This window comes from Streptomyces sp. IMTB 2501, assembly GCF_001953885.1.
Lineage (GTDB): Bacteria > Actinomycetota > Actinomycetes > Streptomycetales > Streptomycetaceae > Streptomyces.
Genome location: NZ_MQUS01000010.1, coordinates 63020 through 85965, shown reverse-complemented (window position 1 = coordinate 85965; position 22946 = coordinate 63020). Strand labels below are relative to the sequence as shown.

General features: G+C 71.8%; 23 protein-coding genes and 1 pseudogene. 12 read left to right on the top strand and 12 right to left on the bottom strand.

Annotation, left to right across the window (positions count from 1 at the left end):
• Window positions 1–814 precede the first annotated feature (814 nt).
• The 4 genes from AV521_RS18950 to AV521_RS18935 all read left to right on the top strand — a co-directional run bounded on the left by AV521_RS18950 (window position 815) and on the right by AV521_RS18935 (window position 3562).
• On the top strand, window positions 815–1564 hold the full coding sequence (locus tag AV521_RS18950; protein ID WP_076089652.1) for an ABC transporter permease subunit: 750 nt from the start codon (window positions 815–817) through the stop codon (window positions 1562–1564).
• Window positions 1565–1647: 83 nt separating this feature from the next.
• Window positions 1648–2517, top strand: a complete 870-nt coding sequence (locus tag AV521_RS18945; RefSeq protein ID WP_076089651.1) for an alpha/beta fold hydrolase — start codon at window positions 1648–1650, stop codon at window positions 2515–2517.
• An 88-nt stretch (window positions 2518–2605) separates the two neighbouring features.
• On the top strand, window positions 2606–2920 hold the full coding sequence (locus tag AV521_RS50935; protein ID WP_256725605.1) for a hypothetical protein: 315 nt from the start codon (window positions 2606–2608) through the stop codon (window positions 2918–2920).
• 162 nt (window positions 2921–3082) lie between these two features.
• Complete coding sequence (locus AV521_RS18935; RefSeq protein ID WP_076089650.1) at window positions 3083–3562, top strand: HIT family protein; 480 nt, start codon at window positions 3083–3085, stop codon at window positions 3560–3562.
• Between the two features lie 86 nt (window positions 3563–3648).
• Here the strand turns inward: AV521_RS18935 and AV521_RS18930 are convergent, their stop codons facing one another.
• Window positions 3649–4548 carry a hypothetical protein gene (locus AV521_RS18930; RefSeq protein WP_076089649.1) on the bottom strand — a complete coding sequence of 300 codons (900 nt, stop codon included), beginning with the start codon at window positions 4546–4548 and terminating at the stop codon, window positions 3649–3651.
• Between the two features lie 364 nt (window positions 4549–4912).
• On the opposite strand from AV521_RS18930, the gene AV521_RS18925 reads away from it, so the two are divergent.
• Window positions 4913–5821 (top strand): PD40 domain-containing protein, encoded by a 909-nt coding sequence (locus AV521_RS18925; protein WP_076089648.1) that lies wholly within the window; start codon window positions 4913–4915, stop codon window positions 5819–5821.
• A gap of 48 nt (window positions 5822–5869) precedes the next feature.
• On the opposite strand, the gene AV521_RS18920 is transcribed toward AV521_RS18925, so the two are convergent.
• Entirely contained in the window at window positions 5870–6385 is a 516-nt protein-coding gene (locus AV521_RS18920) for a hypothetical protein (RefSeq protein WP_256725604.1), read from the bottom strand.
• A gap of 180 nt (window positions 6386–6565) precedes the next feature.
• Between AV521_RS18920 and AV521_RS18915 the strand changes: the two genes are divergently transcribed.
• Window positions 6566–7615, top strand: a complete 1050-nt coding sequence (locus tag AV521_RS18915; protein ID WP_076089646.1) for an alpha/beta hydrolase — start codon at window positions 6566–6568, stop codon at window positions 7613–7615.
• A gap of 25 nt (window positions 7616–7640) precedes the next feature.
• On the opposite strand, the gene AV521_RS18910 is transcribed toward AV521_RS18915, so the two are convergent.
• The 4 genes from AV521_RS18910 to AV521_RS18895 are packed head-to-tail and all read right to left on the bottom strand — an operon-like array spanning window position 7641 to window position 12166.
• Window positions 7641–9827, bottom strand: coding sequence for an FUSC family protein (locus tag AV521_RS18910; protein ID WP_107480949.1), 2187 nt, complete (start codon window positions 9825–9827; stop codon window positions 7641–7643).
• A 55-nt stretch (window positions 9828–9882) separates the two neighbouring features.
• Window positions 9883–10740 carry a biotin-dependent carboxyltransferase family protein gene (locus AV521_RS18905; RefSeq protein WP_076089645.1) on the bottom strand — a complete coding sequence of 286 codons (858 nt, stop codon included), beginning with the start codon at window positions 10738–10740 and terminating at the stop codon, window positions 9883–9885.
• Window positions 10737–11417 carry an allophanate hydrolase subunit 1 gene (locus AV521_RS18900; protein WP_076089644.1) on the bottom strand — a complete coding sequence of 227 codons (681 nt, stop codon included), beginning with the start codon at window positions 11415–11417 and terminating at the stop codon, window positions 10737–10739. Before AV521_RS18900 ends, AV521_RS18905 begins: the two co-directional genes overlap by 4 nt.
• On the bottom strand, window positions 11414–12166 hold the full coding sequence (locus AV521_RS18895; protein ID WP_076089643.1) for a LamB/YcsF family protein: 753 nt from the start codon (window positions 12164–12166) through the stop codon (window positions 11414–11416). Before AV521_RS18895 ends, AV521_RS18900 begins: the two co-directional genes overlap by 4 nt.
• A gap of 169 nt (window positions 12167–12335) precedes the next feature.
• Between AV521_RS18895 and AV521_RS18890 the strand changes: the two genes are divergently transcribed.
• The 4 genes from AV521_RS18890 to AV521_RS18875 all read left to right on the top strand — a co-directional run bounded on the left by AV521_RS18890 (window position 12336) and on the right by AV521_RS18875 (window position 15790).
• Complete coding sequence (locus AV521_RS18890; RefSeq protein ID WP_076089642.1) at window positions 12336–13055, top strand: DUF969 domain-containing protein; 720 nt, start codon at window positions 12336–12338, stop codon at window positions 13053–13055.
• On the top strand, window positions 13052–14026 hold the full coding sequence (locus tag AV521_RS18885; protein WP_076089641.1) for a DUF979 domain-containing protein: 975 nt from the start codon (window positions 13052–13054) through the stop codon (window positions 14024–14026). Before AV521_RS18890 ends, AV521_RS18885 begins: the two co-directional genes overlap by 4 nt.
• Before the next feature lie 79 nt (window positions 14027–14105).
• Window positions 14106–14756 carry a pyroglutamyl-peptidase I gene (gene pcp, locus AV521_RS18880; RefSeq protein ID WP_076089640.1) on the top strand — a complete coding sequence of 217 codons (651 nt, stop codon included), beginning with the start codon at window positions 14106–14108 and terminating at the stop codon, window positions 14754–14756.
• Window positions 14756–15790 (top strand): DUF2891 domain-containing protein, encoded by a 1035-nt coding sequence (locus AV521_RS18875; RefSeq protein ID WP_076089639.1) that lies wholly within the window; start codon window positions 14756–14758, stop codon window positions 15788–15790. The genes pcp and AV521_RS18875 overlap by 1 nt, the downstream gene beginning before the upstream one ends.
• Here AV521_RS18875 and AV521_RS18870 read toward each other — a convergent pair.
• From AV521_RS18870 to AV521_RS18855, 5 genes and pseudogenes are all read right to left on the bottom strand, one after another.
• Window positions 15705–16361, bottom strand: coding sequence for an HD domain-containing protein (locus AV521_RS18870; protein ID WP_079249303.1), 657 nt, complete (start codon window positions 16359–16361; stop codon window positions 15705–15707). The genes AV521_RS18875 and AV521_RS18870 overlap by 86 nt on opposite strands.
• A gap of 211 nt (window positions 16362–16572) precedes the next feature.
• Complete coding sequence (locus AV521_RS50930) at window positions 16573–16956, bottom strand: class I SAM-dependent methyltransferase (protein WP_256725634.1); 384 nt, start codon at window positions 16954–16956, stop codon at window positions 16573–16575.
• A gap of 10 nt (window positions 16957–16966) precedes the next feature.
• Window positions 16967–17044, bottom strand: a pseudogene (locus AV521_RS50925) (SAM-dependent methyltransferase); the annotation flags it as partial.
• Between the two features lie 587 nt (window positions 17045–17631).
• Window positions 17632–18888 (bottom strand): FAD-binding oxidoreductase, encoded by a 1257-nt coding sequence (locus tag AV521_RS18860; protein ID WP_076089638.1) that lies wholly within the window; start codon window positions 18886–18888, stop codon window positions 17632–17634.
• Window positions 18885–20234 carry an MFS transporter gene (locus AV521_RS18855; RefSeq protein ID WP_076089637.1) on the bottom strand — a complete coding sequence of 450 codons (1350 nt, stop codon included), beginning with the start codon at window positions 20232–20234 and terminating at the stop codon, window positions 18885–18887. The genes AV521_RS18860 and AV521_RS18855 overlap by 4 nt, the downstream gene beginning before the upstream one ends.
• 156 nt (window positions 20235–20390) lie before the next feature.
• Between AV521_RS18855 and AV521_RS18850 the strand changes: the two genes are divergently transcribed.
• Both AV521_RS18850 and AV521_RS18845 read left to right on the top strand, forming a co-directional pair.
• Window positions 20391–21518: a sugar diacid recognition domain-containing protein gene (locus AV521_RS18850; RefSeq protein WP_076089636.1), complete on the top strand. Its 1128-nt coding sequence runs from the start codon at window positions 20391–20393 to the stop codon at window positions 21516–21518.
• Window positions 21519–21603: 85 nt separating this feature from the next.
• Window positions 21604–22347 carry a class I SAM-dependent methyltransferase gene (locus tag AV521_RS18845; RefSeq protein WP_076089635.1) on the top strand — a complete coding sequence of 248 codons (744 nt, stop codon included), beginning with the start codon at window positions 21604–21606 and terminating at the stop codon, window positions 22345–22347.
• 174 nt (window positions 22348–22521) lie between these two features.
• On the opposite strand, the gene AV521_RS18840 is transcribed toward AV521_RS18845, so the two are convergent.
• Window positions 22522–22914: a VOC family protein gene (locus tag AV521_RS18840; protein ID WP_076089634.1), complete on the bottom strand. Its 393-nt coding sequence runs from the start codon at window positions 22912–22914 to the stop codon at window positions 22522–22524.
• Window positions 22915–22946: the final 32 nt, after the last annotated feature.

Here is a 22946-nt window from a genome sequence, read left to right as displayed (position 1 = left end):
CGCCTCACGCGGCTCGCCTTCCCGGACGGATGACGTCCCATGCGGGCAGCTGACAGGTCCCACCCGCAAGCGCCCGCCGCCTGCGCCGCCGGCCAGCCGGCGGTACGCAAGAGCGACCGGTCCAAGCTAGCGCAGGCTGAGCGGGACGGGACGCCTGGCCGCCAACTCACGCAGATCCATCTCACGGACGCCGTCGGCTTCCAGCACTACCGACCGTCGCGGTCCACCGCACAACCCCGGCGCCCACCGCGGCGGCGGCCAGGCGCAGTACGTCCGGCACCTGGTGGTCCATGCGGTGCAGGGCCACTGCACCACCCATGGTCTCCCGGCCCAGCACGTTGACCACCTACAATTCACGCAAGGGGAATGGCGAGTTGAGGAAATCCGCCCCGCTGCCATGTGACCCAGACGCGTGTCGCCCCACCGACCGCACAGCGACCGACCTGCCTTCCTCTGACGTCGGACAAAGGCGGCAGGTATTTCTCGCCAGAGCGGGAGCTCATACAGGACCACACGAGCACTCGATGCCGGTACGGCGCACCACCAGCATGAGAACCCCGTGTGTCCATACCGGTGAAGCTGCAACTGCCCTGCGTGCCTTTCCCCGCGTTGCTGCGGCACCAAGGACGAAAAGCAGCGCGCAGTACGACAGCTCCGGCTATCTGCTGTGAGGCATGGCCGACGCCATCGAACTGGCCGCCGCCAACGTGCACAACCTACCCGGGCTCGCCGGATACTGGCGCGTGACGCGTCCAGCTCGAAGGCGCGTGGCCGAGCCAGCCGCCGGACACTGAGGCTGGTCGTTCTGCCGGCCATGGTGTTCGCGGCCGGCGAGCTGCTGCCCGAGGACGCGGCCAGCGCCACCTCCGAACGAGGCGCCACCACCGCGGACATCGCCGCCGGTCGGCACCAGCCGGGCTTGGACCGGCCGGTGTGGGAGCGCTTCTGGGACCGGATGGCCGACCCACTCGCCGACCCGCTGCCCAGCACCATGATCCTGGGCCTGACCGCGTTCGCCCCCGTGGTCGCCCTCGCCGTACCGCCGGGCCGGTTCGTCGACCGCACCGTCGGCCACTCAGCGGCCGCGTTCACCCTGCCCGAGTTCGTGATCTCCGTTGCCCTGGCTGCTGACGCTGTCGCCGTGAACCTGGCTGGAACGTCCGGATCACGCGCGGAGCCCTTCGCCGACCAAGCGGCCACGCCTCATAAGGAGGCCGCCCCCCCCACGGACGGACTGCCGGTCCACCGGGGGCTGCTGCGCCACCAGTTGCCCGGCGCCGTTCCCGCCACCGCCAAGGGCTTCGCCGCCTCCACCGGCGTACTGCCGGGCGGTGCCATGGTCGTGGAGACCGTCTTCAACCACCCCGGGAGCGGCAACCTGCCGGCCGGCACTGTCGCCTCCCGCGACACCCCACTGATCGCCGGGGTCGCCACCTGCACAAGCCGGGGCCGCGGTGTGCGACCAGCAGGGAAGCCACGGTCGGTTCGCCCCGGGCGCACGTTGATGGGCAGCAGCGTCGCCGTCGCCGACCTCCCCTCACCCGCCTTCCCGCATCAAGACTAACCGGCAACTCCACCTTGACAGGTTAAATCTGGCATGCTCGACTGGAGTTATAACCGCTAAAGCTCGATAGATGGGTTAGAAAAATGATCTCTGCAGTCCACCACCGCACCGCCACCGTCAGGGGCCTCGAGGTCTTCTACCGGGAGGCCGGCGACCGTACGGCACCCACCGTGCTGCTCCTGCACGGCTTTCCGACCAGCTCGCACATGTTCCGCCACCTGATCCCGGCACTCGCCGACCGCTACCACGTGATCGCCCCGGACCACATCGGCTTCGGCCAGTCCGCCATGCCGGCCGCGCAGGACTTCCCGTACACCTTCGACGCCCTCACCGAAGTCACCTCCGCCCTGCTCCGGCATCTGGGCGTCGAACGGTTCGCGATGTACGTCCAGGACTACGGCGCCCCCATCGGCTGGCGGCTCGCCCTGCAGTCCCCGGACAGCGTCACCGCGATCATCACCCAGAACGGCAACGCCTACGACGAGGGCTTCGTCAAGCCCTTCTGGGACGGCGTCTTCGCCTACGGCAAGGCCCCGGGACCGGACACCGAGGCCCCCATGCGCGGTGCCCTGACTGCCGAGATGACCCGGTGGCAGTACGTGACCGGAGTCGCCGACCCCAGCCTGGTCAGCCCCGACAACTGGGTCCACGACCAGGCGCTGCTGGACCGCCCCGGAAACGACGAGATCCAGCTCAAGCTCTTCCGCGACTACCCCACCAACGTGGACCTCTACCCGCGGGTGCACCAGTACTTCCGTGACTCCCGGGTCCCGCTGCTGGCGGTCTGGGGAGCGAACGACGAGATCTTCGGCCCCGAGGGCGCCAAGGCGTTCAGCCAGGACCTGCCCGACGCGGAGATCCATCTGCTCGACTCCGGGCACTTCGCCCTGGAGAGCCATCTCAAGGCCATCACCGGGCACATCCGCGACTTCCTCGGCCGCGTCCTCGCCTGACCCCCTCTCCGCGGGCGTCATCGGACGCTTCCTCACCCCTCAACCGCCGCCCGAGCGGCTCCTGTTCGCCGACCGACTGTGTCGCCGTATGCGGGTGCGGTTCAACTACACCTGGATCGCTGACAGCGAGAACGTGGTCCTGGTGCACGAGCCGGCCTGGTACGCGGTGCGGGCCGGCGACCGCACCGCCGTACGCGACGCCTGGGAGTTCACCGCGCTCCCCCATCACCCCACCGGCCTCCAGAGCCGGATCGCCTTCGCCTGGCGGGCCATGGACGCCATCTACGAAGAGAACGAACGCGTCCTCGGCGACACCGTGATCGCCCGGTCCGGGCGCCCGGTGGTGCTCTTCGAGACGGAGACGTGCGACGCGCGGACTGGCCGAGGTCCGCCTCGACGGTGAGCGGCTGCACGTGGAGCCTGGGCAGACGGTCGTCCCGCACAGTGTCGACCGCGGGCTCGACGTCGGCGAGGTCAGGCGCCGTTGAAGAGGCCGAACGGTCCCTCGGTCTGTCGGCGCAGGGCCGACTCAGCTGCGGGAACGGGCAGGCCATAGGTTGGGGCCATGAGTGATGACTGGCGGACGGATCGGATCGGGACTGCTCTGCGCGGTGAGAATCCGACCGTGCTACGGCGGCTCGATGCGGGGTTCGCGGTGATCGGCGACGTGCAGTTCCTGCCGGGCTACTCGGTCCTGCTCGTGGACGAGCCCGGTGTGCAGCGGCTGTCCGACCTGCCCCGAGGCAGGCGGCTGGCGTTCCTGTCCGACATGGACCGGCTCGGCGAAGCCGTGGAGCGGGCCTGCCGGTGCCTGGATCCCGCATTCCGCCGGGTCAACCTGGAGATCCTCGGCAACTCGGACCCGTTCCTGCACGCCCACGTCTGGCCTCGGTTCGATTGGGAGCCGGCCGAGTTGGTGGGGAAGCCCGTGTGGCTGTATCCGGCCGACCGGTGGAGCGACGAGCGGTTCAGGCTCGGGGCGCGGCACGACGAGGTGCGGCAGGCGATCGGGAGGGAGCTGGACCGGTTGGGTGGCATGGCCTGACGGGCGGGCAGTCGCTGGTTCCCCGGCCGATCATCGATGCCGAGCAGGCGGTGGTGTTCGGCATCGGCATGCGGCCGTGGCCCGACTCAGTTCAGCGTGAGGGCCGCCGAGTCGTTGCCGCCGTTCGGATCGAACGGGAGCCACTGGGAGTGGGCCGGATCGAAATCCCGGACCAGTAGGACGCCGCCCTTGGCAGGCGCGACCGGTTGATCGACCCGGACGGTCAGGGAGAGCTCGGTGACCTGCCCCTTGGGCAGTTCGATGCCGGGTGGAAAGCAGATGTACGGCGCATGGGCCGCGGCCGTCGGGTTGTGCAACTGCCAGGGCGAGCAGTTGGCCGAGTGACCGACGGCGGTGGTGCCGGTCGGCAGCGTCACCCAGACCGTGGGCACGCCGTCACCGTCGCTGCGGTCGAACAGCGTTGCCGGGCCGTTGACGGAGAGACGGAAGGCGAAGGTCGCGTTCCTGCCCGCGCCCGCTTGCGCACTCGCGCCGGTGACACCGAAGCCGGCCGTGTTGCGCGCTCGGAGGGAGACGATCCGGTAGTCGGTGACGTTGCCCGCCTGAGGCAGGGACACCGAGCCTGCCGGGGCTGAGGACTTACGGCCCGCCTTCACCTTCAGCGCGAGCGTGGAGAGCGCGGCGGAGTTCACGCGCAGACGCACCGGTGCGGCCAGGGCGGCCGTCTCTCCGAGGTCGATCGCGCACTTGGGACAGCACTCCGAGTAGTGGGTCTTGCCGATGTTCCCGTACTCGCAGTTGGAGTAGCGGTCGGCGAAATCCAGGCCCGGTGAGAGGGCCAGGACGGTCTGGACGCCCCTGGCCGGCCGGTTTGCCACATTGGTGAAGTGGACCGGTTCGCTCACGGTGCTGCCGGCCTTCAGGCCGGTGTGGTCGGTGAGCTCGTCGACGCCGAAGGAGGGGCCTCCCACCTCGACCTCGCAGGTGCCGCCCGAGAGGAGCCGGACTCGAAATCCTCCGAGCACGTGGCCACCAGGCCCTTGGCCGTGCAGTTGCCCGAGAACGTCACCTTGGCGATCTTCGACAGCCCTCGGGCGTCCACGGTCGGCGTGGTGTCGTACGCCGCGTGAGCACCGGCTGGAGGGTCGCGGCGCCGGCCGGGGCCGCGCCCAGCAGCGCCGCAGTCAGCCCGGTGGCGGTCAGGAGGACTGCAGCCGGACAGCGCGCCCGGGCCCGGCCCGCGCGCCGAGCCGCCTCGCCCTCCCCGCCAGGCGTGTTACGCCCCTGTGACACCGAACAGACGATTCAATGATCAGCATCTGTCAGGCTCGGGGCAGGCGCCGGTGTATCGCGCCGCCCGACCTTTCCATGTTCCTGGGGGAATACTTCATGACCACCCGTACCCGCACCATCGCGGCCGCCATCGCCGTGGCCGCAGCCGTCACCGGCACCGCACTCCTGGGAGCCTCCGGCGCCGCCTCGGCCGCCACCAGCGCCGCGCACGGCACCCTGACCATCAGCAACGGCACCAGGAACGTGCTGATCGGCGGCCACAAGGTTGACTTCGGGGTGCCGGTCCGGGACCTCGCCTGGTCCCCGAACGGCGCCAAGGCCGCCTTCATCGACGGGTCAGGGAACCTGGACATCGCCAACCCGGACGGCAGCGGGCGTGTGGTCGTCGCCAAGAACCCCGGAAACCAGAACTGGTCCCACCCCACCTGGCAGGTGACCGCGAAGGACAGCCAAAACGGCATCCCGGCCAAGGACAACCTCATCTTCGCGGCCCGGGACAAGGGTGTCTCCCGTCTGAAGTACGTCTCCGCCAAGGCGGTCCACGGCACGCCCAAGACGCTGTCCCTGTACGGCGACCCCGGCCCGGGCGGGGCGATCCCGCAGACCGGCAACGTGTGGCCCAACGCGGCCGGACAGTACGGCACTTCGGTCTACGCCAACGTGGACACCGACGCCGTCTACATCCGTGACGACTACACGCGCCAGCAGGGCAGCAAGCTCACCAAGGGCTCCCAGCCGGCCCTGTCCCCGAACGACGAGGAAGTCGTCTTCGTGCGCTCGGTCGCCGGCCACGACCACGTGCTGGTCGAGGACTTCATGCACGGCAACCACATCAAGGACCTCACCCCGCACGCCACCACCGACTACACCGAGCCGACCTGGTCGCCCGACGGCAAGACCCTCGCGGTGCGCACCCCGTCCGGCACGGTGACCCTGCCGTCCGACGGCACGGGCCACCCGACCAAGGTCACCTCGACGGTCGGACTGGCGGCGTACCGCCCCTGACGTCGTACGACGGGACGGGCCGGGCGCGTCCGGGGCGCGGAGTGCGGGTCACTTCGCGGTCCGGGCGAGCTCGGCCCGCAGTTCGTCCAGGTGGGCGTCGGCCGTGTCGTGCGGCAGGAACTCGACGACGTCCAGGAACCGGAAGAGCACCCGGCTGCCGGTGACGGCGTACTCGAACTCGGCGAATCCCACCACGGCGCCCATGGCGCCCCGGACGGCGCCGCGCACCACATGAGCGGTCAGGTCGTCCGGTTCCGTCGCCGACATGCCGCGCCGGGCGTTGGGCCGGGCCAGATACGGGCACACCATCGAGGCGTACAGCATGCAGGCCCGGTGCCCGGGTCCTTCGAGGGTCGGAGCGAGATTGCGATAGGGCCGGCCGGCGGCCAGCGCCTCGCCGATCGCCGCGCTCTCCGCGGCCCCCACCACACGCCATACCGGCCCCTGTGGCATGCCCTGGTTGCACACCGAGCACAAGCGCTTCTTCGCGCACGCGGCGCTGCGTTCGTAGTCGGTCAGCGCGAACTGGGGCTCCTCCCCTTCCCAGGGCGTGATCGCCGGCACGGGATATCCACGAGCGTCGCGGGGCCGTGCCTCGACCCCCGCCGGCATGGGAACACTCTCGAATCGCACAGGCCATGCCTACCAGGCCGGACGGCTTCCGGCCAAGGCGGCAGGGGCGGGCACCGTCGCCCGGGCGTTCGGCAGGATCAGTGCATGACGGCAGGTGATTGACTGGGCCGCATGGACCTCGCCGATGACACGCCCTCGGAGACCGGCCCCGTCGCGACGGCTTGGGGCGCGCCGCCGTTCGACCCCGAACTGGCTGCGGTACTTGCTGAGTTGGGGGACGAGGATAGGGAGCCGTTCACCCCGGAGAACCTCGCCGACCGGCAGGCGCGGGACACGGCCGTCCGGCCCCGGCCGACGGTGCGGGATCTTGAGGCCGACGGCCGCTTCGCGGTGGCGGAGCTGCGGGTGCCGGGGCCGCCGGGCGGTCCGGACGTCACGCTCGTGAGCGCGCGTCCCGCCGGGATCGCGGAGCCGTTGCCCCTGTTGTTCTACCTGCACGGCGGCGGCATGATCATGGGCAATGCCTGGTCGGTCCTTCCGCGGCTGCTGCGGGAATGGACCGGCAGCCTGGAGTTGGCGGTGGTCTCCGTCGAGTACCGGCTGGCGCCTCAGGCGCGTTATCCCGCGGCGGTGGAGGACTGTTACGCCGGGCTCGTCTGGGTGGCCGCGCACGCGGCCGAGCTGGCCGTCGACGCCGACCGGATCGTCGTAGCGGGAAAGAGCGCAGGCGGCGGACTCGCCGCGGCGCTCGCCCTGCTCGCCCGTGACCGGGGCGGGCCCGCTCCGGTCGGGCAACTGCTGCTGTGCCCGATGCTCGACGACCGCAACGACACGGTCTCCAGCCACCAGCTGGCCGGCATCGACACCTGGGACCGGACGTCCAACGCCACCGCGTGGCAGGCGCTGCTGGGTGACCGGTACGGCGCGACGGACCTGCCGCCCTACGCGGCTCCCGCCCGTGCCACGGATCTGTCCCGGCTGCCGCCGGCCTACCTCGAGGTCGGTTCGGCCGAGACCCTGCGGGACGAGGGCGTGGCCTACGCCCAGGCGATCTGGCAGGCCGGAGGCCAGGCCGAACTGCACGTCTGGCCCGGTGCCTTCCACGGCTTCGACACCGCCGCCCCCCACGCGGCGCTCAGCCGGGACGCTCGCGAGGCCCGTACCCGCTGGCTCCGGCGCGTCCTCGCCCAGCCCGATGCGCGCCGCGGCTCCGCCTGTTGACGCCTGTCGTCGACACGCCCGCGTCTCACGGCGCGTGGCGGCCCTGCCCGGGCCCGGTGCCGCCGCGTGCGATCCGTGTCAGGTCGGTCATCAGCGACTCCAGCCATGACACGGTCGCGTAGTAGAGGCGCGGAGCGCCGGGTGGTTCGGTGACGGACCCTTCGAGGGCAGGGTCAAGCAGCGGAATCCGACCGGTCGGGGTGTCCGCTCCGGGATCCAGCGCGGCCGAGACCAGCAGCATCCGCCCGGCCACCCGCTCCCCCAGCCCGCTGACCGACTCGGCGGCCGCGGGCCCCAGTGCCGTGAGCGGCGGCGTCAGCAGCCGGTCGGAACCCCACAGGGTGTGGTGTCCGGCCATCAGGGTGGCCTGCCAGTCCACGGTGCGTACGACGCCCCCGCGTGCCGTGCCGCCAAAGGGCGTCGGCTCGCTCTGGAACTGCGCGTACGCGGATTCGGCGAGGACGACGGCGCGCTGCAGGGACCGGTGACCGCACTGCCCCGACGCCGCGACGACCGCACCCCCGCCGGCCACTGAGGCACCGGTAGCCACCACGATCTCGGCAGCCCTGCGCAGGAGTTCCGCGGCCGCGTGGCGCAGTTCGTCATGGGCTCCGCGCGGCCAGGCCAGCAGCCCGAAGACGGCGCCGATCGCGCTGCCGACCAGCACGTCCAGCATCCTGACCTCGGCCAGCCGCCAGGTCGGCACGGACAACTGGGCGAACACCAGGGCCACGAGCACGGTGAACAGGCCCTGCGCCCAGCCGACGCCCTTGACCGGCCCCACCGTGAAGGCGAACAGCATCCACACCGGCAGCGCGACGGCGTAGACGACGGTGTGGGGCCCGGCCAGGCTCAGGGCTCCGGCGGTGACGAGGGCCCCGGCCAGGGTGCCCGCGAGCGCCAGCCGGATGGTGCGCCAGGTCTCGTCCATGGTGGTCCGGGTGAGGGTGAGTGTCGCCAGCGTGGCCCAGAAACCGTGCGGGAGTGTGTCCACGCCCGCCACGAGCCGGGCGGCGGTCAGGGCCAGGGCGATGCGGGCCGCGTTCTGGAAGAACACCGAGCGGCGCCCGGCATGGCCGCGCAGCCGGTGCCACCACAGGAGCGGCGCCCAGGTCCTGGCGTACCAGAAGCGGCTTTGCGCGACCTCCACCGCGGCGTGCCGGCCGCGTACCGCCAGATCGGCCGCCGCGGCCATGGCGAGTGCGGCGTCGGCGATCTCCAGCACGGCGGCGTGCCGGCGCAGTACGGCGGGCGGGAAGTCCGGTGCGCGTGCGGTTCCCGGGACGGGATTCCCGACGGGGCCCAGGGACACGGCCGACAGCCGGGCGCGTGCCCCGGCGAGGTCCTCGTACGCTGCCACCGGTGACGGCCCGGCGCCCAGGAAGGTCGCGGTCGCCGTGGCCAGCCGTGCCACGGCCTGCAGTACGGCCGTGGCCGCGGGGCCCGCGTGACCGTGCGGCGGGGCGGGCAGTTGGGTCAGGCGGCTGAGGAGGGTGCGCGTGGCGAGGCCGGTGTCGGCGAGGGCGCGGTCGCGCACTCCGGGTCCGGCCGGGCGTTCCGCCTCCGGCACCGTCAGGGACCGAAGCGCCAGGCTCGCGTCCCCGGCTGCCCGGATGTCCGGACAGCTCAGCGCGTACGGCGGTGTGGCGAGGAGGGTCGCGCAGTGTGCGGCGCTGCGCGCGGCGTGGGCGGCTCGTTGTTGGTACGAAGGCGGCGTCGGCTCGGGAAAGATCAGTGCCTCGGCGGCGATGAAGAGGGCCAGTCCGGTGGTCGTACCGATGAGGCGCTCGCCGAGCGTGCCGGGAGCGTACGGCGGGAACGACGGGAGGATGTAGAGGAGTTGCAGGCCCGGCACCGCCCCCGCCGGGCGCGGGCCGCCCACTGCGGCGAAGGCCAGCGCAAAGCCGACCGCCAGCATGCCGATGACGGCGCTCCAGGTCCGCACCGACAGATAGGTGCCGACGACGACCAGCAGCCAGCACACCGGCAGCAGACGTAGCACGGTCGCGGCGCGCTGCCGTCCGGTGCCGGGGATCTTGGCGAGTCCGCCGACGGCCACGGCGGCGAACAGCGCGTAGGTCGCCGCCACGGGGCGGTCGAGGCCGTAGCGGAAGAGGTGGAAACCGGCCGCGGCGACCAGCGTGACGCGCACCGCCTGTCGACCCGAGACGGCGTAGTCCACCGGAATCCGGCGGACCGGGACACGACCCACCCCTCCAGAATCGCCCACCCCCGAAGGCCCGGCACGCCGCCGCCGGGACGGGGCTTCACCCCGGGATGAAGCGGATCGGTGTGCCCGCCGCCGCCTGGGCCGCCGCCGCCAGCGCGGTCTCGGCGACGACGGCGATGACTGGGTAGCCGCCGGTGGTCGGGTGATCGTGCAGGAACACCACCGGACGCCCGTCCGGGGGCACCTGGACGGCACCGAGCACCATGCCCTCGCTCGGCAGCTCGCCGGCCGACACGCGTTCCAGTGGCGGCCCTTCGGTGCGCAGGCCGATGCGGTTGCTGTGCTGCGACACGCGGTAGGTCGCCGAGGTGAGGGTGCGCAGCGCGACGGGGGTGAACCAGTCGGCGCGGGGGCCGAGGCGCAGCGGCAGGGTCAGTTCGGTGGGCGGCGCCGGCCAGAGGGCGGCGTCGGGCAGCGCCGGCTGCCGGGCGGGAGTGCCCAGGGGGAGCACGTCCCCGTCGCGCAGGGGCGCCGGGCCGAGGCCGGAGAGCAGGTCCGTCGCGCGGCTGCCGAGGAGCGGCTCCACGGCGATGCCTCCGGCGACGGCCACGTAGGAGCGCACGCCCGCCGTGACACTCCCGGCGTTCAGGACGGCGCCCGCGGGCACCCGTACGGGCACGCCCCAGGCCGCCGGCCGGCCGTCGACCGTCACCGGGCAGGGCGCGCCGCCGACCACGACGGTCACGCCGCGGTCGGGGCGCAGGGCGCAGCCGGTCAGGGTGGTCTCCAGGACGGCGGCGTCGGAGGCGTTGCCGACGAGCCGGTTGGCGAGGCTCATGGCGGGGGCGTCCAGGGCGCCGGAGCGGGGAACGCCCAGATGGGCGTGGCCGCCCCGGCCGCGGTCCTGGACCGTGGTGAGGGCGCCGGAGCGTACGACGGTGAGCTTGACGGTCATGGTGTGCCGTCCTCCGTCACCGCCACGAAGCGCACCTGCGTACCCGGAGTGAGGAGTGCCGGTTCCTCGCGGCCGAGGTCCCACAACGGTGTCGGGTCCGGCATGGTGCCGATGAGCTGCCAGCCGCCCGGGGTGGCGCGCGGGTACACCGCGCTGTAGGGGCCGGCGAGCGCGACCGCGCCTGCCGGGACCCGGGTGCGGGGTGTGTCGCGGCGCGGCACGTGCATCTCGGCGGGCAGGCCGGTGAGGTAGCCGAAGCCAGGGGCGAAGCCGCAGAAGGCGACGCGGCAGGTGTACGCGGAGTGCCGGGCGGCGACCTCGTCGACGCCGACGCCCCACAGGGCGGCCACCTGGGCCAGGTCCGGTCCGTCGTAGCGCACGGGAATCTCCACCACTTCCCCGGCGTCGACGGCGCGGGACGGTACGTCCCAGTCGGCGATCCGGCTGGCGAGTTCCTCCGGGTGCGCGACTCCGTCCAGGAGTACGGTGCGCGCGCCCGGCACGATCTCCTGGACCTGCGGCAGGGTTCCCGCAGCGCGCCGGCGCAGAAGTTCGGAGTGGAAGGCTCCGGTGCGCTCGGCGTCCGGCAGTTCGACGAGCAGCGCGTGCCGCCCGGCGGGCCGCACCTGCACGGACCGGCTCGGCGTCGGCACCTCCACCGACCGGCCCGGTGTCATGCGAATGCCCCGACCTCGGCCCCGGCCGCCGTGAGGGCCTCGCGCACCCGCACCGCGATCCGGGCGGCGCCCGGCGTGTCGCCGTGCACGCACAGGGAGCGGGCGGCCACCGGGACGGTCGTACCGTCCACGGCCTCGACCGCGCCGTCCACCGCGAAGGCGAGCGCGCGCCGGACCACGGTGTCCTCGTCGGTCACCACGGCCCCCGGCTCGCGACGCGGCACAAGGGTGCCGGCGGGGGTGTAGGCGCGGTCCGCGAAAGCCTCCGGTACGGCGGTGAGGCCCGCCTCCTCCGCGGCAGCGAGCAGCCGCGAGCCGGGCAGGCCGAGCACCGGTAGCGCTGCGCCGGCCAGCCGCACGCCGGCCACCACGGCCGCCGCCTGCTCGGCGTCGTGCACGGTGCGGTTGTAGAGCGCGCCGTGCGGTTTGACGTAGGCCACCTCGGCGCCGGCGGCCTGGGCGAAGACCCTCAGTGCTCCGATCTGGTAGGCCGTCTCGGCCGCCAGTTCGTCGGCCGGTACATCCATGGCGCGGCGGCCGAAGCCGGCCAGGTCTCGGTAGGAGACCTGCGCGCCGATCCGTACGCCGCGTGCGGCGGCGAGGTCGCAGACGCGGCGCATCACCGAGGCGTCGCCCGCGTGGAAGCCGCAGGCGACGTTGGCGCTGGTCACGACGGAGAGCAGGGCGTCGTCGTCGGTGAGGGTCCAGCGGCCGAAGCCTTCACCGAGGTCCGCGTTGAGGTCGATCACCCGACTGAACGTAATCGATTGTTGAACGATCCGACAAGGGGCAGATTTTGTGGCGCAAGCCTTGTTCGATCGTTGAACGATCCCCTAGGGTCCGTGCATCCTCACGGATTCGGACCCCCCGGATCCGCGCCGCTCGGGCATCCCGCCCGCTCACGCCTAAGGCCGTCGCATGATCGTTCTCCTCGGCGTGGTCGTGGTGATCCTCGGATTCGTCACGCGCCGCAATCCCGTCCTCGTGGTGGGCGTCGCCGGTGTCTTCACCGGACTGATCGGCGGGATGAACCCGCTGGAGGTCCTCGCGGCCTTCGGCCGGTCCTTCGCCGACAGCCGCTCGGTCACCGTCTTCGCCATCGTCCTGCCCGTGATCGGCCTCTTGGAGCGCTACGGCCTGCGCGAACAGGCGCGCAGGCTCATCGGCCGGCTCGGCAGCCTCAGCGCCGGCCGGTTCCTCACGGTCTATCTGCTGGTCCGTCAGGTCACCGCGGCGCTGGGCCTGAACAACATCGGCGGTCCCGCGCAGACGGTGCGGCCGCTTGTCGCTCCCATGGCCGAGGCCGCCGCCGAGCGCTCGACGGGCGCGCCGCTGCCGGAGCGTCTGCGGGAGAAGGTACGGTCCTACGCGGCGTCGGCCGACACCGTGGGCGTGTTCTTCGGCGAGGACTGCTTCATCGCGATCGGCTCGATCCTGCTGATCACCGGCTTCGTCAACTCGACGTACCACCAGAACCTGGAGCCGACCCAGCTGGCCCTGTGGGCGATACCGCTCGCCGTCTGTGCCTTCCTCATCCACGGCGCCCGACTGCTGCTCCTGGACCGGCAGCTGCAGCGGGACATGGCGCTCGCCGCCGCCGAACACGACCTGCCGCTGCCGAAGGAGACCAACAAGTGATCAAGGTCGAATGGCTCTACTGGCTGGTGGGTCTCGTCTTCGTCGTCATGGCCGTGCAGATGGCCGCCGACCGCAGCAACCCCAAGCGGTGGACGTCCGCCGCGTTCTGGGGCCTGCTCGGGCTGACCTTTCCGTACGGCACCGGGGTCGCCAACGCCACCGCGAAGAACGGCGGCTGGACCCTGCCCGCCCAACCGCTCGGCGTCGCGGTCCTCGCCCTGATCGTGCTCGCCGGATTCAACTTCCTCGGCAAGGGAGTTCCCATCACCAGCACCGCCGAGGAACGCGAGGCCTCCGCGACCCGGCTCGGCAGCAAGGTCTTCATCCCCGCCCTGACGATCCCCCTCGTCGCCATCGTCTGTGCCTCCGCGCTCGACACGTCCGGCCTGTTCGAGACGGGCAAGGCCACCCTCCTCGGGCTCGGCGTCGGCTGCCTCGTCGCCCTCGGCGTCGGCATGCTGGTCACCGGCGAGCGGAAGCTGTCAGTGCCGCTGCACTCCGGGCGTTCCATGCTGGAGGCGATGGGCTCCGCGCTGCTGCTGCCCCAGCTCCTCGCCGTGCTCGGCTCGATCTTCGCGCTGGCCGGGGTCGGCACCCAGGTCGGCAAGATCGTGCACGATGTCCTGCCGGACAACTCCAAGTATCTCGCCGTCATCGCCTACTGCGTCGGCATGTTCCTGTTCACCGTGATCATGGGCAACGCCTTCGCCGCGTTCCCCGTGATGACCGCGGCGATCGGCTGGCCCGTCCTCATCCAGCAGATGCACGGCAATCCGCCGGCCGTCCTCGCGCTCGGCATGCTGGCCGGCTTCTGCGGAACGCTCTGCACCCCGATGGCCGCCAACTTCAACATCGTCCCGGCCACCCTGCTCGAACTGAGGGACCAGTACGGCCCGATCAAGGCCCAGATCCCGACGGCGCTCCCGCTCCTGGTCTGCTCCACCGTGATCATGGCGGTGTTCGCGTTCTGACCGCTGCCGGCACCGACCGGCGCCGGGGTCGCCTCCCGGGCAGCACCCACCGGCCCCTGCCTTTCGTGAAGGAAGTGCCATGACCCACGTGCTCATCACCGGCTTCGCCCCCTTCGGCGGCGAGACGATCAACCCGTCCTGGCAGGCCGCCTCCCTCGTGGCCGCCGAGCCGCCCGCCGGGCTCATGGTCACCGCGGTCGAACTCCCCTGCGTCTTCGGCAAGTCCGTCGACACCCTCCGCGACGCCATCCGCGAGGCGAACCCAGGCTTGATCCTGTGTCTGGGCCAGGCGGGCGGCCGCCCCGGCGTCACCGTGGAACGCGTCGGCATCAACGTCGACGACGCCCGTATCCCCGACAACGCGGGCCACCAGCCCGTCGACGAACCCGTGGTCCCGGGCGGACCCGCCGCCTACTTCTCCACCCTGCCCGTGAAGGCCTGCGTCGCCGCCGTGCGCGCGGCCGGGGTGCCGGCCGCCGTCTCCAACACGGCGGGCACGTTCGTGTGCAACCACGTCGCGTACGGCCTGGGTCACCTCATCGCCACCGAGTACCCGCACGCCCGCGGCGGTTTCGTGCACGTGCCCTGGGCGCCGGAACAGGTCACGGACGGCACCGCCCCGGCCCTGGAGCCCGTCACGGTCGCCCACGGACTGCGCGCCCTGCTGGTCGCCGCCGCCCACACCCCCGCGGGGCACGACCTGAAGGTCACCGAGGGAGCCACCCACTGATGCCGCTCACCGCGTACGCGGCCCGCTTCGCCCGGCTCGCCCTCGTCAACATCACCCGGGAGTACCCCAACTCCCCCGCCCACCTGATGACTTCATCCGGCGAGGACGTACGGCCGAGCGCCCTGCATCCGGCCTTCCACGGCGCGTACGACTGGCACTCCTCGGTCCATATGCACTGGCTGCTGGTCCGGCTGCTGCGCCGCCACGGTGCCACGCCCGCCTTCCCTGAGACGGCGCCCGTCATCGCCGTCCTGGACCGGCACCTCACGCCGGAGAACATCGCTGTCGAAGCCGCCTACCTCCTCGACCGTCCCTCCTTCGAGCGGCCGTACGGCTGGGCCTGGCTGGTGGCGCTCGCCACCGAATGCCGGGCGTACGGGGGCGCGGCGGGCGGGCGTTGGGCCAAGGCCCTGGCGCCGGGCGTCGCCGCCGTCGACACCCTGCTGGCCGGCTGGCTGCCGAGGGCCACGTATCCGGTGCGCCACGGCAACCATCCCAACAGCGCCTTCACGCTGGGCCTGCTGCTCGACACGGGCGAGCTGCCCGCCGCGACCACCGAGGCGGTACGACGACGCCTGCTGGACTGGTTCGCCGACGACCACGACGCGCCCACGCACTGGGAACCATCGGGCCAGGACTTCCTGTCCCCGGCGCTGACCGAGGCCGACGCGATGCGCCGAGTGCTCGACGGGGAGCGGTTCGCACCGTGGCTCGACCGCTTCCTGCCCGCACTGCGCTCCGGCGCCGCCTGTCCGCTGCTGGAAGTACCGGTCGTCTCCGACGACGCCGACCCGCAGATCGGCCATCTGCTGGGCCTGACCCTCAGCCGGGCCGCCGCGCTGCGCTCGATCGCCGCCGCGCTGCCGGACGGGCCGGTCCGTGGGCGGCTCGCGGAGGCTGCCACGGTCCACCTGGCGGCGGGTCTGCCCGCCGTGGAGCGCGAGGACTTCACGGCCGACCACTGGCTGGCCACCTTCGCGGCACTGGCCCTCGACGCCGGCTCCGAGCCCGCCGCGGTCCGGGCGCCCAGTTGACGCCCGGCGGCGACTGGCACGGCTGACAGCCGGCGGCGACTCGCTCCGCGGCCGGTCGCCACGACTCCAGCGGAGCCACCGCAAGGCCCACCACCTTCCCCGCGTCGTCGGCACGGCGCAGGGCGATCGCCGCCTGGAAGTCCGGGTCCGCCTCGAAGGCCGCCGCCTCCCGCGGAGTCATCGGGCCGCCCTGGCAGCCGAGCGTGCGTGCGCTCTCGGGAGAGAGTACGAGGTCCGGATCGGCGGCCGCGAGATAGCGCTTGGCCGGGATGTGCGCGGCGACGAGCCGGGCAACCCTCGACCCCAGCAGCTCCTCGACCGCCGACGCGGCGTGCCTGCCGTGCCCCTGCTCGTCGGCGGGCACAAGATAGTGGCCGATGTCGTGGACGAGCCCGGCCAACTGAAGCTCCTCGTCGTCCGGATGGCTCACGGCGAGCAGGGTCGCCACCTGGAGGCCGTGGTCCAGGATGTCCACCGGGTCACCGGACCGGTCCGGGGTGTCCCAGACATCCGCACAGTCGGCCAGCAGGGCCATGAGCGCGTCCACGGTCGGAATAAGGTCGTACGTCATGGGGCCACGCTGCAGCAGTGGGGCGTACGGCGGCCTCGCGGGCCGGGGAGGACGAGCCGGCCTCCGGCTTCGTCTCACCACTGCTGCCACCATTCCCGTCACCGGACGCGGCGCAGCCCGCGCACAGCGAAGCGGCAACGGCGGCAACAGCGGCCAAGGGCAGGGCACAACGCATCGGCTTCCCGAAGAAGCCCGCCCCGTACGGGCGACTCTACTGTGATCTTTCTGTATGACCGGTGGGGACCATGGTCATGGCCGCCAACCAGCCCTGGATGCCCGGCCGGTCCAGGTTGATCTCAAGAGTGACGGGCACGACGAAGTCGATGCGCAGCGTGTCGGCGAAGGCGTTCGTAAGGTCGTCGCGCGTCAGCCGATGTGGTCCCACGGCGCCCGGGATCCTGGGCTCCCGGTCGCTGAAGCACAGCAGGAAGTAGCGGCCGCCGGGACGCAGGACGGCCTGCAGACCGCTGGTGAAGGCCGCGCGGTCGCCCGGATCGAGCATGTGGAACATGCCGCAGTCCAGCACGGTGTCGAACCGCTCCCCCCAGATCGGCCAGCCTCCGGGTGTCGAGGTGCAGGAACCGAACGTGGGCACCGCGCCGACGGGCCTTGTCCTCCGCTGCCCGCAAGGCCGTGGCCGCCAGATCCACCCCGGTGGCGTCGAGGCCGAGCTCCGCGCACATGAGCACGTGCTCCCCGGTTCCGCAGCCGACGTCCAGCACCCGCCCCCGGATGACACCCGACCGCGCGAGGTCGAGAAACGCCGGCTGGGGGTGCCCGATCTCCCACGGCGGCCGGTCGGCGTACAGATCGTCGAACCGCTGCCAGGGGTTCACCGCATCCGCTTCGCCACGTGGGGTCGTTCCGGACATTGCTACGACCTTCCGCCACTGCCGTCGCCCGGAGCCGTCCCCCGGGATCCCGTCACGGCAGCGCTCCGTCACTTCGACGTTACGCGTTCTTCCCTCGCCTGGGCGCCCCCGTCCAGGGACTTCCGGACGGAATCCGGAGGCGTTGAAGGAACTGCCTGCCGAGCACCGGCTCCTGGAAGGCCAGCGGTAGCGGTGACGCTGACCGAGCGTCGGCGCTGCAAGGCCCAACCCGCAGCAGATCGCCCTGGCGTGGCTGCTGAGCCGCTCCTCCGCGCTGATCCCGGTACCGGGAGCCAGTCGCCCGGCCTCCGTCACCGCAACGGCCGCCGCCGCCAGTCGTCTCGGCCACGAACCATCGGCTCTCCGGCCCCGGAGAACACCGCCGTCCCGCACGGGGTTCACCGAGCCCTCCCAGTCGCTCTGCCCGCGGCGAACCGGGCGGCCAGTTCCGGGTCCGCCCGGCCCGTCAACAGCCCGGCCACCAGGCGTCCCGTGGCCGGGGCCAGCATCAGGCCCAGCATGTTGTGGCCCGTGGCCAGGAGGACCGCCGGGTGGCCGGGAACGGGCCCGATGAGGGGAAGGCCGTCCGGCGTCATCGGGCGCGGGCCCATCCACTCCTGCTCACGACGGTCCCAGCCAGCGCCTGGGAGATACGGGCGGGCTGCCGCCACCAGGGCGTCCACGCGCCTCTGCCGGAAGTGGTCCGGGTCCCGGTCGAACTCCATCGTCCCGGCGACCCTGACGGCCTTGCCCAACGGTGTCAGGACAGCCTTCGCCGTCCCCAGGTGCACCAGCCGGCGCGGCAGCGGCTCGGCCGGGACCGAGAAGCTGTAGCCCTTGCCCGGCGCCAGGTCGATCCGTACCCCCAGGGATCGGCACACCTCTCGGGACCACACCCCTGCCGCGATCACCACCGCGTCCGCGCTGTACGTTCCCGCGGTCGTGCGCACCTCGACGCGCCCGGGGCTCTCCCGCACCGTCGTCACCCGCCCGCCCTCCACGAGCTCCGCGCCGTCCCGGCGCAGCCGGTCGGCGAGCGCGTCCACGAACTGCCCGGGGTCCAGGGACCACTGGCGTTCCACCAGGAACCCGGCGCGAGCCGCGGGCCCCAGGGCGGGCTCCAGCTCGGCCAAGGCCGCACCCCGCAGCAGCCCCTCGGCCTCGACGGGCGCGCCAAGCCTCCGGAAGCCTGCAAGCCCGTGCGCCGCGTCCTGGTCGGACGGATAGGCGAACAGAAAGCCGTCCTTCTCGGCCTTGCCGTCGACGCCGAGCGCCTCCAGCTCCTCGAACAGCGCGAAGGTGTCCTCGGCCAGGGCGGCGAGCGACGTGGCCCCGGCGCCGTACCGGCGGGCCGTGCTGTTCAGGCCCAGGCGGGCCAGGAAGCGCAGCAGCGGCAAGCTCGGCACCGGGTTGATCCACAGTGGGCTCGCCGGGCGGAACAGGCCGGTCAGGGCCTTGGCCGCCACTCCTGGGGCACCGAGCGGTTCGACGAGGTCGGGGCAGACCTCGCCGGCGTTGCCGCGTGACGCGCCGCTGCCGATCCGGTCCCGCTCCAGGACGGTGACCTTCAGACCGGCTTCGCCCAGGTAGTGCGCGCAGGCCAGGCCGACCACGCCGCCGCCGACGACGAGGACCGAGGAGGGTGATCGGGTCACGAAAGTTCCTTCACCGTAGGGGGGTTGGACACGAAGGATCCGTCGCCGCTCGACTCCGCGAGGCTCCTGCCGCTGGTCTCGGGGGCGAGCCGGTAGGACACCAGCCAGCCGATTCCGCAGATCAGCGCGCCGAGGAGCATGGCAAGGCGGGTGCTGTGGCCAAGGACCACGGGGGCTCCCCAGGTGCCGATGGCGGCCCCGATACGGCTGGTGCCGGTCGCGAAGCCGTTGGCCGTGGCCCGTACACCGGTCGGGAACAGCTCGGAGGGGTAGATGGCCTGCAGGCACTGGCTGGAGAAGGACGCCACGCCGAACACCGCGAAGAGCACGATCACCGCCGTCGGGGTCGGTTCGGCGATCAGTGACAGCACCAGCAGCGGCAGCGCGGACAGCGCGAAGCTCCACAACAGCAGTGGCCTGCGGCCCCTGTTGACGAACAGGATCCCGGAGAGGGAGCCGAGGATGTAGAAGATCTGGAGCGCCACCGACCCGAGGTAGGCGCTGTTGCCGTGGGCGAGGCCGAGAGAGGACAGGATCGTCGGCTCGTACGTGGTGATGGCGTAGATCGGCAGCAGTTGGCAGGCCCAGAAGACTCCGACGAAGACCGTGCGGCGCAGGTAGACGCCCTGGAAGATGTCGGTGTAGCGGCTGCGGGTGGTGGTCTCGGCCTCCAAGTCGCCGAGGTCCGCGTCGGGGCCGAGCATCTGGCGGACGACCTGCCGGGCGTCCTCGGTTCGTCCCTGGTTCATCAGCCAGCGCGGCGACTCGGGCGTGCCGAACCGCAGCAGCAGGATCAGTACGGCCGGGACCGCGCTGCTGGCCATCATCCAGCGCCAGTCGTCGTGCCCGGAGCGCATCATCAGCCAGCCCACGACGTACGCGGTGGCCGCGCCGACCGACCACATGGTGACCATGACGACCAGAAGCGGCCCCCGGGACCTGCGGGGCGCGAACTCGGAGGCGATGGTGCCGGCGATGGCGAAGTCGGCGCCGATCGCGATACCCATCGCGAACCGCAGGAGCGTGAGCGTCCAGGGGTCGGGCGCGAAGTACTGGGCCGCCGAGAGCAGGATGAAGGCGGTGATGTCGGCGAGGTACACCTTCTGCCGGCCGATACGGTCGGTGACGTGACCGAAGACGAGTCCGCCGACGAACATACCGATCAGCGAGGCCGATCCGATGAGTCCCGACATGGTGGAGCCGAGGTTGAAGTCGTGCGTGATGAGCGGCAGGGCGACACCGATGATGCTGAGGATGTAGCCGTCGCAGAACTCGCCGCCGCCGGCGTACAGGGTGATGAGCCAATGGGTTCTGGTGGGCCGGGACTTCTCCAGTGAAGCGGGCATGACCGTCTCCTGACGAAGAGGAGGGGGACGGAGGAGTGGGGAGGGTGGGGGACCGCCCGTTGCCCGTAGAAGGTAAGGATCCCGTGCGTCGGCGTCATCGTACGAAGTGCACGAACAGGCTGCCGGATTCAGGGGATTGCGCTGTACTTTCCGTACATGGCAGCCGGCGACGTCCTCACCCCCGAACTCGCCCAGGAGATCGCCTGCGACATCGGGCGCATCACTGGTTTCAACGTGCTGATCACGGACCGGGACGCGGTGGTCATCGGCTGCGGTGACACCGAGCGGCTGGGCACGGTCCACGAGGCGTCGTACGAGGTGCTGCGCACCCGGCGGCCCGCCACGCACACAGCGGACCAGGCGCGGCGGCTGCGCGGGGTGCTGTCGGGCATCAGCCTGCCCATCACGGTCGGCACGGAGGCGGTCGGCACGGTGTGCCTGACCGGCGACCCCGACGAGGTGCGACGCTTCGGGCTGGTGGTACAGCGGCAGACCGAGATCCTGCTGGAGGAGGCGGTCCTACTGCGTTCCCGGCTGCTGCACGAGCGGGCGGTCGACGACTGCGTACGGGACATCGCGCTGTACGATCCCGAGGTCGTCGACGCCGAGACGGTCGAGGGGCGGCTGGCAGAACTGGGACTGGACCCGCGGTTGCCACGGACCGCCGTGGTGCTGCAGGTGCGGGCGGGCGGGGTCTCGCGGATGTCGCTGATGCGGACGGTGCGGGAGGTGTTCGCCGGCGGCCAGGACGTGGCCGGGGAACTCGCCGCCGGGCGCTATGCGGTGCTGCGTGCCGCGACGGACGGACTCGCCGACCGGTGCGCGGCCCTGGTCGAACGGATCCGTGAGCGGCACGGTCTCGATGCACGGGCCGGGATCGGCGAACCGGGGCGGGGAGTCGCCGGGATGCACGACTCCTACCGGGACGCGGCGATGGCGCTGCGCACCGGACCCCGGCTGGAACCCGGTCGGCGCGTCTTCGCCGTGACCGAGCTGCGGGTGCCGCAGCTGGTGGCGGCCGCGCTGCGTCCGGAGCGCGCCCGGTACGCGGCCGTCCTGCTCAGCGGGATACGCGAACGCGTGGACTGGCCGGTGCTGCGGGAGACCCTCGTCGCGTGGGCCGAATGCGGCTTCCATCTCGTACGGACGGCGGAGCGGCTCCGCGTGCACCGCAACACGCTCCTGCACCGGCTGGCGAAGATCGAGGAACTGAGCGGACGCGGGGTTCGGGAGCCGGGGACGGCGATGGCGCTCTACCTGGCCTGTCTGGCGGACCTTCTCTGACTTCGGCACCCTGGCGCTCACTGTGCCACACGTTGTCAGCGCACAAACGGGCCGGGGACCACACCCGCTTCGCATACTGACTGACATGGCCACCTATGACTCACTCGGCACAACGTATGCCCGCACACGGCAGCCCGACCCGCGGATCGCGGCCCAGATCCGTGCTGCCCTCGGGACCGCCACCGATGTGATCAACGTCGGAGCGGGCACCGGCTCGTACGAACCGCCCCAGACGACCCTCTCGGTCGAACCGAGCGAGGTCATGATCGCCCAGCGGCCGCCGGGTTCCGCGCCCGCCGTGCAGGCGGTCGCAGAACACCTCCCGCTGGTCGACGACGCCGCCGACGCCGTGATGGCCCTGCTGACCGTCCACCACTGGTCCGACCTCGCAGCCGGAATCGGCGAACTGCGCAGGGTCGCCCGCCGCCGCATCGTCATCCTGACGTGGGACCAGGAGATCTTCCGGGAGCGTTTCTGGCTCGTCCGGGACTACCTCCCCGAGGCAGCCGCGTTCGACGACACCCGTGCCATCCCGACCGACCAGCTGGCCGACCTGCTCGGCGGAGCGCGTCAGGAACCCGTCCCGGTCCCCCATGACTGCCTGGACGGATTCGGTGCCGCATACTGGCGCCGCCCTCGCGCGTACCTCGACCCCCAGGTGCGCGCGGGGATCTCCATGCTCGCCCAGAACGGCGAAGACACTCTCGCGCCAGGCCTGACCCGGCTCGCCGACGACCTGGCGACCGGCCGCTGGCACACACGTCATGCCGAACTGCTCACGCTCGACACCATCGACGTCGGATACCGGCTCCTGGTGTCCGCCCCCTGATCCACACACAGCGCCCGGATCCACGTACATCGCCCGGGCGAACCGGTCACCGATGTGCTCCCTGAGTTCCCGACCGGCCCGTCCATGAGCCGTGCGTCAAAAGCCCGCTGCAGTCCAGCCGAACTCACTCGACAACCAGGGCTTACCTCATGGAAATTGCCCCGGGGCGAGAGCTCAGGCGCTCAGGTAGTCCGCGTGGCCTTGGTCGTCGACGTCGAACGGTCCCTGAGGGATGACACAGAACTCGTTGCCCTCCGGGTCGGCCATGACCAGGAAGCCGCTGGCGGCGAACTCCTGGAGTCGGCGGCCACCCAGGGCCTCGATCCGCCGTTGCGCGGCGGCGGGGTCGGGCGCGGATACGTCGAAGTGGACGCGGTTCTTGCCGCTCTTCGGTCCCTCGACCTGCTGGAACCCGAGACCCGGGCCGCCGGCTCTGGCCAGCCAGACGAACGGGCCGGTCCTGGCCGCGATCGGACGGCCGAGCACCTCGGACCAGAACGCAGCCAGCCGCTCAGGGTCCCGGCAGTCGACGATGATGTCCTTGATCTCCACTTGGGTATCCGTCACTGCCCGATGTTCGCACAGTCGTCCACCGGCTC

What these genes read in the sequence shown, in the direction of transcription:
- AV521_RS18950 (WP_076089652.1), top strand. Translation starts at nt 815, where the DNA reads ATGGTGTTCGCGGCCGGCGAGCTGCTGCCCGAGGACGCGGCCAGCGCC.
- AV521_RS18945 (WP_076089651.1), top strand. Translation starts at nt 1,648, where the DNA reads ATGATCTCTGCAGTCCACCACCGCACCGCCACCGTCAGGGGCCTCGAG.
- AV521_RS50935 (WP_256725605.1), top strand. Translation starts at nt 2,606, where the DNA reads ATGCGGGTGCGGTTCAACTACACCTGGATCGCTGACAGCGAGAACGTG.
- AV521_RS18935 (WP_076089650.1), top strand. Translation starts at nt 3,083, where the DNA reads ATGAGTGATGACTGGCGGACGGATCGGATCGGGACTGCTCTGCGCGGT.
- AV521_RS18925 (WP_076089648.1), top strand. Translation starts at nt 4,913, where the DNA reads ATGACCACCCGTACCCGCACCATCGCGGCCGCCATCGCCGTGGCCGCA.
- AV521_RS18915 (WP_076089646.1), top strand. Translation starts at nt 6,566, where the DNA reads ATGGACCTCGCCGATGACACGCCCTCGGAGACCGGCCCCGTCGCGACG.
- AV521_RS18905 (WP_076089645.1), bottom strand. Translation starts at nt 10,740, where the DNA reads ATGACCGTCAAGCTCACCGTCGTACGCTCCGGCGCCCTCACCACGGTC.
- AV521_RS18900 (WP_076089644.1), bottom strand. Translation starts at nt 11,417, where the DNA reads ATGACACCGGGCCGGTCGGTGGAGGTGCCGACGCCGAGCCGGTCCGTG.
- AV521_RS18890 (WP_076089642.1), top strand. Translation starts at nt 12,336, where the DNA reads ATGATCGTTCTCCTCGGCGTGGTCGTGGTGATCCTCGGATTCGTCACG.
- pcp (WP_076089640.1), top strand. Translation starts at nt 14,106, where the DNA reads ATGACCCACGTGCTCATCACCGGCTTCGCCCCCTTCGGCGGCGAGACG.
- AV521_RS18875 (WP_076089639.1), top strand. Translation starts at nt 14,756, where the DNA reads ATGCCGCTCACCGCGTACGCGGCCCGCTTCGCCCGGCTCGCCCTCGTC.
- AV521_RS18870 (WP_079249303.1), bottom strand. Translation starts at nt 16,361, where the DNA reads ATGACGTACGACCTTATTCCGACCGTGGACGCGCTCATGGCCCTGCTG.
- AV521_RS18855 (WP_076089637.1), bottom strand. Translation starts at nt 20,234, where the DNA reads ATGCCCGCTTCACTGGAGAAGTCCCGGCCCACCAGAACCCATTGGCTC.
- AV521_RS18850 (WP_076089636.1), top strand. Translation starts at nt 20,391, where the DNA reads ATGGCAGCCGGCGACGTCCTCACCCCCGAACTCGCCCAGGAGATCGCC.
- AV521_RS18845 (WP_076089635.1), top strand. Translation starts at nt 21,604, where the DNA reads ATGGCCACCTATGACTCACTCGGCACAACGTATGCCCGCACACGGCAG.